A 13,245-nucleotide genomic window follows, 5' to 3' on the forward strand; every position below is an offset into this window, starting at 1 on the left:
AGCTGCAAATTTAAGAAATTATCCATAGTTTTGAAACATAAATAAATCAGCTATTCAAAATGACTAAATACTTTATCTACATTATGTTATTCGTTTCAATATTTTCGTGTTCTAAGAAAATTGAAATCGATGAAAACAAAGTATTTAAATTAAATCGTTACGATAATATTTCTTCTTTAGATCCTATCAATGCACGTACACAAGCCAATAATTGGGCATGCAATTTAATGTACAATAGTTTAGTGAAGATTGATAACGAACTAGAAATTCAGCCAGATATTGCAAAATTTTGGACAATTTCTGAAGATGGAAAAACGTATTCTTTTACTTTGAGAAATGATGTTTTTTTTCATAAACATGAAGCTTTCGGAAAAGATTCGACTCGAATTGTAACGGCTTCAGATTTCGAGTATAGTTTTAATCGTTTAAAAGATCCGAAAGCTGGAGGTTCTGGAGGTTGGATTATGAATAATATTGATTCATATAAAGCGATAAATGATACACTTTTTGAAATTAAATTAAAAGAGGCTTATCCTGCATTTTTGGGATTAATTTCGATGAAATATGCTTCGGTTGTTCCGAAAGAATTATTCAAAAATGGAAACGATGAATTCTTGAAACATCCAATTGGTACAGGCCCTTTTCAATTTAAGATTTGGGAAGATAATGTGAAAATGGTTTTTAGAAAAAATCCAAAGTATTTCGAGTTTGATGAAAAAGGACAACGTTTACCATATTTAGAAGCGGTTAATTTATCATTTTTACCAGAGAAAAATTCAGAATTTTTAGAATTAATCAAAGGTAATTTGGATATGATGGCAGATTTGGATCCTTCTTATAAAGATGAAATTTTAAATCCAATCGGAGATTTGAATCCAAAATATTCAAATATTTTAACGATTCAAAAAGTTCCTTATTTAAGTACCGTTTATTTATGTTTTTATCTTGATGCGCCCAATGCAGTTGATTTGAAATTGCGTCAAGCATTAAATTATGGAGTTGATAAAAACAAAATCATCAAATATATGATGAAAGGTCAAGCTTTTGAAGCAGATGGAGGTTTCATTCCGAAAGGTTTACCAGGTTATTCGCCAGAAAGTGGTTACAAATATTCTCCCGAAAAAGCACGTGAACTAATCAATAGCTATAAAAAAACGAACGAAAAAATTGTACCAATCGAGCTGACAACTGTGCAAGAATATGTAGATGTTTGTGAATATATTGCGGCAGAAATGGCAAAATTAGGCTTACCAATAAAAGTGAATGTTGTACCTGGACCAACGATGCGCGATGGAAAAGCAACGGGAAAATTTACGTTGTTTCGTGCAAATTGGGGCGCAGATTATCCAGATGCCGAAAACTTTTTGTCCTTATATTATTCGAAAAACTTTGCGCCAGAAGGACCAAATTATTCACATTACAAAAATGGTGAATTTGATAAAATGTATGAACAAGCATTTTTGACTAATAATTCAGACGAACGTGCCAAAATTTATCAAAAAATGGATGCATTGATGATGCAAAACGCTCCAATTTTGCCATTATTTTATGATCAAACGACGTTATTTTTGAATAAAAAAGTTAAGAATTTTTCGATGGGACCTATCAAATTATTAGATTTAACGAGAGTTTATAAAGAATAATTCCTTTGACATTTCTCAAAAAGTTTGAACATCTTTTAAAAAAATCTAAATAATATTTCATTTTATTTCACGACATTAGATAATTGTTAACTTATTTGAAATAATGGGTTTTCTCTAACGTTTGAAATCAACAATTTAAAAGAAATTATTTCAGAAATATAGGCGTTAAACCGAGTTTTTTTAGATATATTTGACACCAAATTTTTAATCAAAATCATTTAAATTTTTACTTATGAAAGTAAGACAACTTTTCGTAGTAGGATCTATCGTTACTCTTGTTGCAATTGGAGTAATCTCTTATTTTTGGCCAGGTATCTTATGGTCTTTAATAATTATTCTTCCTTTGATTGCTTTAGGATTTGCAGATATCTCGCAAACAAAGCACGCTATCAGAAGAAACTTTCCAATTATTGGACATGGACGTTATTTGTTAGAAAGTATTCGTCCAGAAATTATGCAATACTTTGTTGAAACGGATACTGAAGGAAAGCCTATTGACCGTTTGATGCGTAGTATGGTGTATCGTCGTGCAAAAAATGTAATTGACACAGTTCCTTTTGGGACGCAATTAGATGTTTATGAACCAGGATATGAGTGGTTAAATCACTCGATGTATGCAGGAAAAATCAAACATGCTGATGATCCACGTGTAAAAGTTGGTGGAAGCGAATGTAAACAACCTTATTTAGCAAGTTTATTAAACATTTCTGCAATGTCTTTCGGTTCGTTAAGTGAAAATGCTGTATTAGCAATGAACAAAGGAGCCAAATTAGGAAACTTTGCGCACAATACAGGTGAAGGGGGAATTTCTCCATATCACTTACAGCCAGGTGGAGATTTGATTTGGCAAATTGGTACAGGATATTTTGGATGTCGTGCAGCTGATGGTGGTTTCGATCCAGATAAGTATGTAGAGCGTGCTACTTTACCAAATGTAAAAATGATTGAGTTGAAAATTTCTCAAGGTGCAAAACCAGGTCACGGAGGAATTTTACCAGCAAATAAAAATACTCCAGAAATCGCTAAGATTCGTGCTGTAGAACCATATACAACTGTTGATTCTCCTCCATCTCACTCAGCTTTCTCTGATGCAGAAGGAATGTTACATTTCATCAAACAATTAAGAGAATTATCAGGTGGAAAACCAGTTGGTTTCAAATTGTGTATTGGGATTAAACGCGAGTTTATTGAGATTTGTGAAGCAATGATCAAAACTGGTATAAAACCAGATTATATCGCAATTGACGGTGGTGAAGGTGGAACTGGAGCTGCTCCTGTAGAGTTCTCTAACTCTCTAGGTATGCCTTTGTTAGATGGTTTAGCTTTCGCTGTTGATACTTTACGTGGTTATGGTCTTAAAAAAGATATTCGTGTTGTAGCTTCTGGAAAAATTATTTCTTCTTTCCACATTGCTCGTGCAATGGCTATTGGTGCGGATTTAGTTTATTCGGCTCGTGCTATGATGATGGCTGTAGGATGTATCCAAGCTTTACAATGTAATACAAATACATGTCCAGTTGGTGTTGCGACCCAAGATCGTGAATTGATGAAAGGATTAGATGTAGAAGATAAAGCAACTCGTATGTATAATTTCCACAAGAAAACAATGCATATTTTATCTGAATTAATTTCTGCAACAGGTGTTAAATCTCATAGAGATTTCAATCGTTCTCACGTAAATTTACGTATCGACAATACGCGTATTATGTCTTATGATCAATTGTACCCAATTGTAGAAGAAGGTGCATATGTAGGAATGTCTGTAGAAGATGTTTTACAAGAAATTAGAGTTCGTACATTAAGTAAAGTGAATTAATCAATTTGATATAATAATAAAAAAAGCAATCCAATTGGATTGCTTTTTTTATTTAATAATATTCCGTAAATATTGAGACGGTCGAAAACCTGTATGTTCCAAGAATGCATCCGAAAAAGTCTTTCTCGAATTAAAACCTGTTTCTTCTGCTAAAGCATCAATTGTATATTTTTTGAGATTTGGTTCATCTGCAAATCGTTTCAAAAGATGATTAATTCTTAATTCGTTGATATATTGGTTAAAATTTTTCGATCTCGAACGATTAATATAATTTGACACAATTGTTCGATTGGCGTTCAATTCTAGAACCAAGTCATTCAACGAAAATTTTGGATTTAGAAACAACTTTTGTTCTTCAAACAATTGCAAACTTTGCTCGAAATCTTCATCAATTTCAACTTCAAATTTTGTTTTTTCTACTTGATTTTCTTCCATAATATCTGCTTCAATTATTGAAATTTCATCAAGACATTTTTGTAAATAATTCTTCTTTTTTTGATGTTTTTGATTCATTTTATAAAAAACAATTCCACCAAAAATTAGAATTGCAACCAAACCAAAAAAAGAAGCTCTTTTGAAGTTTTGATTCTTTTCTTTCAATAAATTTCGTTCTGTTTTCAAGAATGTATTTTCGTATTTCTCAAGATTTGGTTTCAAAATAGTATGATCAGCCACATAAAATAAACTGTCAAAAGACAATAAATTATTTACAGATAATAATTTATCTCGATTATTTCCATACTTCTCATTATATTCAACCACTCGTTCATAGGAAAGTCGCAGTTCTTCATCAAGAATTTTATATTGTTTTGAGAATTCTACAACATTTTCAAAATATTGGATTGCTTCTTTATTTCGCTTTTGTTGATATAAAATTTCACCTAAAAATTGCTCTGAAATCACATACCATTTAATATCATTTTGCTTCCAGAAAGCTTGTTGTGCTTTTTTCAATGTATTAAATGCCGAATTATAATCTTTTTTGTAAAAATCAATAATTCCTTTATTCTTCAAAGCATATTGATAATTTGATGTATCAACCGTTTCAGACAACTCAATTTTGTTGTAATAATCGCTTTTGTTCAGATGATTTGTTTTACTATACAAATAAGACAATTTCCCAAGAATAGAAAGGTAAATACTAAACGATTTTGACTGATGTTTATATTTCTCGAAATATGGTAAAGAAGCTTCATACAATTCTATAGATTCCTTTATTTCATACAGATTTTCCTTTGTTTTTGCTATTCCAACAAGAGAAGAATAAAATGTATAATCATCTTTTATTTCTGTTGAAAGTTGTTTCGAAATCGTGAAATTTTTCAATGCATTATTGTAATTACGTTGCTCCAAAAAATAATTTCCTTTTTCGATATAAGCTTCACTCAAAACAACTTTATCATTCAATCGATAAGCTGTTGAAATCGTAGAATCAATAATTCGAAGATTTTCTTCAACCAAATCATTATTTTTTTTTCGTAAAAATTCAGCTTTATCATTTTGTGTTTTTCCAAACATATTTATTGAACTGAATATGAATAAAATAATTAAGATAAATTTAAGAAATCTATTTCCTGAAATTATAAAACGTAACATACTGTATTTGTTTAATTTGAATAACATTGTAAACAATTATCATTTGACACCAAGTTCATGAAAAACATTTAAAAATATAAATTAAAATTGTTCAAACAAAAATTTTACTTCCTCTAAATGTAAGTAAAACAATAATCAACACAATTTTATTATGAAATTTTTACAATTAATTCTCATTTTGATTAGTTCTTTTGCTTTTGCACAAGAAAAATATTCGATTACAGGAAATATTTCATCAAAAAATGAGTCAAAAACAATTCAAGCAAAAGTTATTTTACACGATGAATTTCAAAATGTTATTCAAACAATTGAAACTGAAAACTCTAAATTTAACTTTGAAAATTTAGAACAAAAAATATATTCAATTTCAGTTATTTATGATAATAAAATTCAAGATGAAGAACCTTTTTATTTGAACGAAAATAAAACATTTCACTTAAATATTGATGAAACTGTACAAATTAATGAAGTTGTAATCAATGGAAAAAAGGAAACTTTCAAAATAGAAAATGGCAATTATAATATTGATGTAGCTAATTCAAATTTTAATAAACTTGCTACAACCAAAGAATTATTTTCAAAATTACCAAGCGTCATGTTGGGAGCAGATCAAGAAACATTGACAATTATTGGAAAAGGAAATCCTTTGTTGTATTTGGACGATCAACAAGTTGATTTTTCTACCATTTCGAGTTTAGCAATTGAGGACATAAAATCGATTGAAATTATTAAAAATCCATCTGCAAAATATGAAGCAAATGGAAGATCTGTCGTAAAAATTAACCTTAAAAAAAGTAAAAAAGAAGGTTTAAAATTCTCTTTACAGGAAACATTATCGTTCAAAAGAAAGTTCAATAATTATTTCAATTCGACTTTTCAAATTCGTAAAAACAAAAGTGAATTTAAATTGAATGCATCTTATAATCAACTAAATCCTTGGGAAGGAAATGGATTCGATTATCGAGTAAAAGATAAAAATATTCAGTCCAATTATTTCATAAAATCGCAAACAAAGCGTCCGCATTTTATTGTAAATACAAGCTTTTTTCAAGAATTAAATGAATCTGGAGATTATCTTTCATTTGCTATTAATTCGAATTTCAGAAAAGATAAAGGTTTGATTGATACCAAAACAGAATATTCAGAAAACAATGAAAATCAATCTATTTTAACCTTAAATGATAATGAAAATCATCGAAATTTTGTGAATACCTTGATGAATTACAATAAAAATATTCAATCAATTGACGTAAGTATTTTAACAGGTTTGCAATACACGATTTATAATACAGGAACGACATACGATTTTTACAATAAGATAAATGAAAATGATATCGAATACAATCAATCGCGCTATCAAAAATATCGTCTTAAGGTTTTTGCAGGGAAATTTGATGTAGAGAAAAAGTTTGAATCTGATCAAAAAATTGAATTTGGAGGACGTTTTACACATGCAAAATCAGAAACAACTAATCAAACGTTTTTTTCTCAAAAATCATCAGAAGAATTTCTTTATAATTTCAAAGAGCTGAATCTTTCCGCTTATTTGCAATACACAAAAAATTATGAAAAATGGAATTATAAAGCCGGATTAAGAACAGAAGCAACTAATTCTAAAGGTTTTGATGAAATAAAACAACTTTCGGATATTGATAAAAAATACATTGATTGGTTTCCGAATGCAGAAATTAATTACACTTTTGAGAATAAAGATGCGTTGACAATTTATTACAAACGTACAATTGATAGACCGAATTACAGCACCCTTTCTTCTGGGAATTTGTACGGAAGTCCTTATATCGAATACAGCGGAAATTTTAATATTTTACCTACTTACACCGATACGTTTTCTGCGAATTATTCATTGAAAAAATGGAACATGAATGTGACGTATTATCAAAGTAAAAATCCGATGAATTATACGTTGATTTATGATGATGTGAGAAATATTTCAACATTTACAACGGTTAATTTTGAAAAAGAAAAAAATATTTCTGTTGGTTTAGATGTTCCGTTCGAATATAAATTTTGGTCAACACAAATTAGTTTATCTATGATTTATAGTAAAATAATTGATAAAAAAGCTGTGCTTAAAAAATCTGTTCCGTATATCTATTTATACTCTAATCATAATTTCAAATTGGGAAAAGATTTTAATTTTATGCTTGATGGATATTGGCTAAGAAAACGAACAGAAGGAATTTATGATCGAAATTCTCAAGTTATCGTTAACCTTGGATTGACCAAATCATACAAAAACCTTGATTTTTCTATTCGTTTCAATGATTTATTTAAACAAATGAAATTTAGCGAAACATTGAATTATGATAAAATAAGTTCTAAAAACCTATTTTTAGTCGATTATCAAGAACTATCTGTTGGTGTTAAATATAATTTTGGCCGATTAAATAAAACCATCTCGAAAGAGAATAAAGTAAATGAAGAGGAAGGGAGAATTAGGTAATACTTTTATTTCCAAAATTCAATAAATCGTATAACTTTGCTTTCAAATTTAAAGAAATAAAATGTTTAAATTTATTCGTAAGGTTATACTTTATCTTTTTGTAGCTCATCTTGTATACATTGTTGTGTTAAAGTGGATTAATCCGCCGTTCACGATTACGCAAGTTCAGCAAGGTTTTGAACAAGGAAAATTTAAGCGCGATTATATTTCCTATGACGAAATGGGACGAAATATAAAATTGGCTGTAATTGGTTCTGAAGATCAAAAATTTCCTGTGCACAATGGATTTGATATGGATGGAATACAGGAAGCGATTGAAAAGAATAAAGAAGGTAAAAAACTTCGTGGAGGTTCTACGATTTCTCAACAAGTCGCGAAAAATGTGTTTTTGTGGCAAGGTCGTTCTTGGTTGAGAAAAGGATTAGAAGTTTATTTTACGTTTATGATCGAAAAAATTTGGGGCAAACAACGTATTTTAGAAATGTATCTGAATACTTCTGAAATGGGAATTGGTGTTTTTGGTGTTGAAGCTGCTTCTGAATATTATTTCAATAAACCAGCTAAAGATTTAACCAAAAATGAAGCGGCTCGTATTGCAGCAGCTTTGCCATTGCCACGAAAATATAATGTGAATCCGCCTTCGTCTTTTATCAGTAGACGCGCCAGTCATATCGAGCGACAAATGCGAAATATACAAGGAAGCGCTGATTTGGAAAAGGTTTTAGGAGAATAAAATAGAAAAGAGAAGTTAATAAGCTTCTCTTTTTTTATTTTTATTACTCTCTCCAATTAATTTTAACTGCAGAAATTTTCTCTAATTCCAAACGAGTTTCAGGAAGTAAATTGAAGTCATTTTTCATATAAAAAGCTAACGGAGAACGATAAGGCTCTCCATTCGCTTTTGTATCTTTTTCATGATCGATTACCCAACCATTTAGTTCTGTCGAAAATGTTTTTAATCGATTAAGAATTTTACGTCCCAAACCAATTTGATGCAATTCGCTATCTACAATTAATGCAAACCATTTCTCATAATCTCTTTCGAAAATCACCGCCCAAGCTCGCATTTGATTGTTTTCATCTACAGCAAAAAAATGTTTAGCTTCAATCAAACTATTCAAATAATTTTCGGTATCTTGTAAACTTTCAAAAGCTAGATTAATAGGATATTCATTGTTCCAAATTTTAAAAATATAGTCTTTATGAATTTGGTTTAACGTTGTAAATGAATAGATTTCTAATGAGTTAAGTTGAGGCATAAAATGATTTCTTATTTTGCTAAATATACTAAATTATTTAGTCAAAATTTCTTTTAAAATCAAAGGTTTGTCGGTTGTAATGTAATCCACTTTTAGATCAATCATTTCTTGCATCACTTTTGGGTCGTTAACCGTCCAAACATTCACCAATAAACCCAAATCTTTCGCTTCTTTTACCCAAGTCGGATTTTTCTGAAATACTTTATAATTATAGTCAATTCCGTTCCAATTTCTCGCTTTTACATCTTTTGGAGACAAATCGCCATTCAAATAAGAAACGTGAAATTTAGGTGCTAATTTCTTGAATTCATCACAAATATTTTGACTAAATGAAATGATTTCAACTTGTTTTTCTACTTTATGTTTTTTGATGATTTCAATTGCTTTTTTTACTGCACGATTTTCGTTTTCTTTTGATGAATGAGGTTTTAATTCGAAAATTAATTTAACTTTCTTATTCTTTTTTCCTTGTTCAAAATATTCTTCTAAAGTTGGCATGTTTTCGTTGTTAGCCAATTTCAACGTTTTTAAAAGAGAAGAATTAGTCATTTCGATTGCATGACCTTGAAAATTATCATCATGATTTACCATCAAAACATCATCAGCGCTAATTAATACGTCAAATTCAGAACCATAAGCACCAATTTCTTGTGCAGATTTTAAAGATTTGATCGAATTTTTTGCATTATTCTCGGTGTCCCAATAACCGCGATGAGCAATAATTTTTTGAGCATTTGCCATATTCGTAAGCATAAAAGTTGTTAAGGCAGTAAATATAAATTTTTTCATGATGAATTGTTTTTTCGAAGTAAAATTATTTTGTTTAAAGGATTTTGACGTTACCTAAAGATTAAGAAGTTGAATTTATAAAAGAATCTGTCGAAAAGCAGTAAATTTTGACTGGAATAAAATTGCGATTGCGCCGAATTTCACTTAATTTTGCACAAAGACAAACACAATGACGCAAGGAATTATTATTTTAGATTTTGGCTCGCAATACAATCAATTAATCGCGCGCCGAATTCGAGAATTTGGAGTTTACACAGAAATTATTCCCTACAACACTTCGATCGAAGAAATCAAAAAACACAATCCAAAAGGAATTATTTTATCAGGAGGACCTTCTTCAGTTTTTGGAGATGAAGCCGCTTTGGTAGATAAAGAATTATTCGAAATGGGCGTTCCTGTTTTAGGAATTTGCTACGGAATGCAATTGATTTCGCACTTATTAGGCGGAGAAGTTAAGAAAGGTGAAAAAGGTGAATATGGAAAATCTGAATTAACAGTTTTAGCTCAAAACAGTTTATTTGCAGGTGTTCCAGAACAATCTACAGTTTGGATGAGCCATTTCGACGAAGTAATGACAGCGCCAACTGGATTTACAATTTCAGGAAAATCAAACATAGATATTGCGGCAATCGCAAATGAAGATAAAAAGATTTTTGCAGTACAATTTCACCCAGAAGTAACGCATTCAGAATATGGTTCAACAATGTTAGAAAACTTTGTTTTCAATATTTGTCAGGCTGAAAAGAATTGGGTTTTAAAAGATTTTATCGAAACAGAAATTGCTCGTATAAAAGAAGTAGTTGGTGATAAAAAAGTAATTTTAGGACTTTCTGGAGGTGTTGATTCTTCTGTTGCTGCGGTTTTGATTCATCGTGCAATTGGCGATCAATTAACATGTATTTTTGTTGATACTGGTTTATTGAGAAAAGATGAAGGAAAAAAAGTAATGGAAAATTACGGAAAACACTTCAACATGAACATTAAAATGGTAGATGCTTCAGAACGTTTCTTAACAAACTTGAAAGGTATTGACGAACCAGAAGCAAAACGTAAATCAATTGGTAAAGATTTCGTGGCTGTTTTTGATGAAGAATCAAATAAATTTGAAGATGCAGCATTCTTAGCGCAAGGAACTATTTATCCTGATGTAATCGAATCGCAATCTGTAAAAGGACCTTCTGCAACTATCAAATCTCACCACAATGTTGGTGGATTACCAGAAGATATGAAACTTCAATTATTAGAACCATTACGCGAATTATTCAAAGATGAAGTACGTAAAGTTGGAGTAGAATTAGGAATTCCTCGTGAATTAGTTTACCGTCATCCTTTCCCAGGACCAGGTTTAGGAATTCGTGTTTTAGGAGAAGTTGACGAAGAAAAAGTACGTATTTTACAAGAAGCAGATCAAATTTTTATCGACGAGCTTTATGCACATAATTTATACGACGAAGTTTCTCAAGCTTTCGTGGTGTTATTACCTGTAAAATCTGTTGGAGTAATGGGAGACGAGCGTACATACGAATATACGGCGGTTGTTCGTTCAGCAAATACGATCGATTTTATGACAGCAACTTGGTCTAAATTACCTTACGAATTCTTAGAATTAGTTTCGAACAGAATTATCAATGAGGTAAAAGGAATTAACCGTGTAGCCTACGATATCAGCTCAAAACCACCAGCAACAATCGAGTGGGAATAAGCTAAAAAATATATCAAAGCCAGCCAATGTGCTGGCTTTTTTTCTATGTAAACTTTAAAAAACTAAATATTAAATGGAACTTTTAAAAGAAAGAATTCTGAAGGATGGAAAAAGTTTCGATGGTGGCATTCTAAAAGTTGATAGTTTTATCAACCACCAAATGGACCCTGTTCTGATGAAAGCAATAGCGTCGGAATTTGTCCAGCGATTTTCGGATTTAAACATTAATAAAATCATTACAATCGAAGCGAGCGGAATTGCACCAGCGATTATGGTTGGATTAGAATTGAATTTGCCTGTTGTTTTTGTGAAAAAAGCTAAACCTAAAACAATGGCAGATTTTTATGCGTCGCAAGTATATTCATTCACGAAAGACCGAACGTACGATGTTTGCGTAAGTAGCCAATTTCTGAATGAAAATGATAATGTTATTTTTATTGATGATTTTTTAGCGAACGGAAATGCAGCGTTGGGTGTTGAAGATTTGATAAAACAATCTGGCGCAAACCTTTTGGGAATGGGCTTTATAATTGAGAAATCATTTCAAGAAGGTCGTGATCGTTTACTGAATGAAAACATCAGAGTTGAATCATTAGTAAGATTAAAATCTTTAGGAGACAACTCGATTATTTTTGAAGAATAAAAAATATCAACCAAAAGCCAATTTATATTGGCTTTCTTTTTACTTTTAAAAAACAAAAAACTTACCTTGATAATATGAAAATAAAATTACTTGCTTTAACGCTCTCTTTACTATTCTTTACAAATTGTAATTCGTACAAATCGGCGAATTCTGCATTGGTTTCTGGTAATTTTCAGCAAGCTTTTGAGCAATCTACACAAGCCTATTTCAAAAACCCATCGGAGAAAAATGGAATCAAATATGTCCCATTAATTTTTGAAGCGTATAACAAAGGACAGCAAGAAGATGAAAATAGATTAAAACAAATTGAAACGTTGACTAATCCTTCTAAATATCAGGAAGCGTATCAAATTATTAATCGTTTGCAAGAAAGACAAAAAACGATTGCAGGAATTGATGGAAGATCGATTAGTGGGAAAACGTATAATTTCAAAACCAAAGATTATTCAGCAGCTTATAAAACGATTCAAGAAAAATATGCGCAATTTTTATATGATGAAGGAAAATCTTTTTTAAATCAAGGAGGAAAATTGAATGCGCAAACGGCCTATCAAAAGTTTCAAGTTTTAGAAAGTGTTTATTCTAATTATAAAGATACTCGTAGTTTGATGAATACCGCTCGTACAAACGGAATGTATAAAGTTTTGGTGCAATTGGTGAACAACACAGAAGTTGTTATTCCTAAACTACTAGAGAAAGATTTGTTAGATTTTAACTCATATGGATTGGATTCTAATTGGACTGAATTTTACACAGGAAAACTAAATAGCTCGTATGATTATGTGATTCAATTAAGTTTTGAGACAATAAATGTTTCGCCTGAAAGAGAAAAAATTGAGGTACATAATTTTGAGAAAAAAATTGTGGATGGTAAAGAAGAATTGGTGCAAAATGGAGTAGTGGTAAAGGATAAAGACGGAAAACCAGTGATGGTAGATCGTTATATTACGGTAAAAAGTAGATTCGAAGAAGTACAACGCATCAAAGAAGCTGCAATTACAGCGAGATATTATTTGATCGATAATCAAAAAGAGCAAGCCATTGATTCTAAAAACTTAGCAAGTCAGTTTATTTTTAGAGATTCTTACGGAACTTACAAAGGAGATCGACGTTCTTTGGATCGAGATTACATAAATATGATTGGTAGAAGACCAGCTCCATTTCCATCAAATGAACAAATGATTTTTGATTGTGGACAAGATTTGAAACGTAAATTCAAGAACGAAATCATCCGTATGAAGCTTTGATAAAAAAAATGTAAAAAATTTAATCATTTTTTAAAATTCATTTTCAATAGCTTATCACATAAAACGTCTGTTTTAGCTAAAAACTT

At 30.5% G+C, this 13,245-nt stretch carries 10 protein-coding genes; 7 read left to right on the plus strand and 3 right to left on the minus strand.

The genetic code is table 11. The features are described 5' to 3' along the window. Positions 1–59 precede the first annotated feature (59 nt). On the plus strand, positions 60–1,643 hold the full coding sequence (locus FH779_RS04265) for an ABC transporter substrate-binding protein (RefSeq protein ID WP_244958024.1): 1,584 nt from the start codon (positions 60–62) through the stop codon (positions 1,641–1,643). Between the two features lie 232 nt (positions 1,644–1,875). After that, positions 1,876–3,459 carry an FMN-binding glutamate synthase family protein gene (locus FH779_RS04270; RefSeq protein ID WP_038332397.1) on the plus strand — a complete coding sequence of 528 codons (1,584 nt, stop codon included), beginning with the start codon at positions 1,876–1,878 and terminating at the stop codon, positions 3,457–3,459. A 48-nt stretch (positions 3,460–3,507) separates the two neighbouring features. Here the strand turns inward: FH779_RS04270 and FH779_RS04275 are convergent, their stop codons facing one another. After that, on the minus strand, positions 3,508–4,977 hold the full coding sequence (locus FH779_RS04275) for a helix-turn-helix domain-containing protein (protein ID WP_180906186.1): 1,470 nt from the start codon (positions 4,975–4,977) through the stop codon (positions 3,508–3,510). Between the two features lie 229 nt (positions 4,978–5,206). On the opposite strand from FH779_RS04275, the gene FH779_RS04280 reads away from it, so the two are divergent. Then, complete coding sequence (locus tag FH779_RS04280) at positions 5,207–7,519, plus strand: outer membrane beta-barrel family protein (RefSeq protein ID WP_180906187.1); 2,313 nt, start codon at positions 5,207–5,209, stop codon at positions 7,517–7,519. A gap of 61 nt (positions 7,520–7,580) precedes the next feature. After that, entirely contained in the window at positions 7,581–8,252 is a 672-nt protein-coding gene (gene mtgA / locus FH779_RS04285) for a monofunctional biosynthetic peptidoglycan transglycosylase (protein ID WP_038334606.1), read from the plus strand. A gap of 43 nt (positions 8,253–8,295) precedes the next feature. Here the strand turns inward: mtgA and FH779_RS04290 are convergent, their stop codons facing one another. Beyond that, positions 8,296–8,778 (minus strand): N-acetyltransferase, encoded by a 483-nt coding sequence (locus FH779_RS04290; RefSeq protein ID WP_180906188.1) that lies wholly within the window; start codon positions 8,776–8,778, stop codon positions 8,296–8,298. Between the two features lie 33 nt (positions 8,779–8,811). Then, the gene (locus tag FH779_RS04295; RefSeq protein ID WP_052217751.1) at positions 8,812–9,567 is read right to left on the minus strand and encodes a glycerophosphodiester phosphodiesterase; all 756 of its coding nucleotides are present in this window, start codon (positions 9,565–9,567) and stop codon (positions 8,812–8,814) included. 169 nt (positions 9,568–9,736) lie between these two features. Between FH779_RS04295 and guaA the strand changes: the two genes are divergently transcribed. The 3 genes from guaA (at position 9,737) to FH779_RS04310 (ending at position 13,159) form a co-directional block, all read left to right on the plus strand. After that, positions 9,737–11,269 (plus strand): glutamine-hydrolyzing GMP synthase, encoded by a 1,533-nt coding sequence (guaA, locus tag FH779_RS04300; RefSeq protein WP_180906189.1) that lies wholly within the window; start codon positions 9,737–9,739, stop codon positions 11,267–11,269. 73 nt (positions 11,270–11,342) lie between these two features. Then, the gene (gene xpt / locus FH779_RS04305) at positions 11,343–11,912 is read left to right on the plus strand and encodes a xanthine phosphoribosyltransferase (protein ID WP_038334617.1); all 570 of its coding nucleotides are present in this window, start codon (positions 11,343–11,345) and stop codon (positions 11,910–11,912) included. A 74-nt stretch (positions 11,913–11,986) separates the two neighbouring features. After that, a complete protein-coding gene (locus FH779_RS04310; RefSeq protein ID WP_180906190.1) occupies positions 11,987–13,159 on the plus strand; it encodes a hypothetical protein in 1,173 nt (390 codons plus the stop codon). Positions 13,160–13,245: the final 86 nt, after the last annotated feature.

This window comes from Empedobacter falsenii, from assembly GCF_013488205.1.
GTDB lineage: Bacteria > Bacteroidota > Bacteroidia > Flavobacteriales > Weeksellaceae > Empedobacter > Empedobacter falsenii_C.

Bases quoted from the DNA above. Each gene is read 5' to 3' on its own strand.
- xpt (WP_038334617.1), top strand. From the start codon at position 11,343: ATGGAACTTTTAAAAGAAAGAATTCTGAAGGATGGAAAAAGTTTCGAT.
- FH779_RS04280 (WP_180906187.1), top strand. From the start codon at position 5,207: ATGAAATTTTTACAATTAATTCTCATTTTGATTAGTTCTTTTGCTTTT.
- FH779_RS04265 (WP_244958024.1), top strand. From the start codon at position 60: ATGACTAAATACTTTATCTACATTATGTTATTCGTTTCAATATTTTCG.
- FH779_RS04270 (WP_038332397.1), top strand. From the start codon at position 1,876: ATGAAAGTAAGACAACTTTTCGTAGTAGGATCTATCGTTACTCTTGTT.
- FH779_RS04310 (WP_180906190.1), top strand. From the start codon at position 11,987: ATGAAAATAAAATTACTTGCTTTAACGCTCTCTTTACTATTCTTTACA.
- FH779_RS04275 (WP_180906186.1), bottom strand. From the start codon at position 4,977: ATGTTTGGAAAAACACAAAATGATAAAGCTGAATTTTTACGAAAAAAA.
- mtgA (WP_038334606.1), top strand. From the start codon at position 7,581: ATGTTTAAATTTATTCGTAAGGTTATACTTTATCTTTTTGTAGCTCAT.
- FH779_RS04295 (WP_052217751.1), bottom strand. From the start codon at position 9,567: ATGAAAAAATTTATATTTACTGCCTTAACAACTTTTATGCTTACGAAT.
- guaA (WP_180906189.1), top strand. From the start codon at position 9,737: ATGACGCAAGGAATTATTATTTTAGATTTTGGCTCGCAATACAATCAA.
- FH779_RS04290 (WP_180906188.1), bottom strand. From the start codon at position 8,778: ATGCCTCAACTTAACTCATTAGAAATCTATTCATTTACAACGTTAAAC.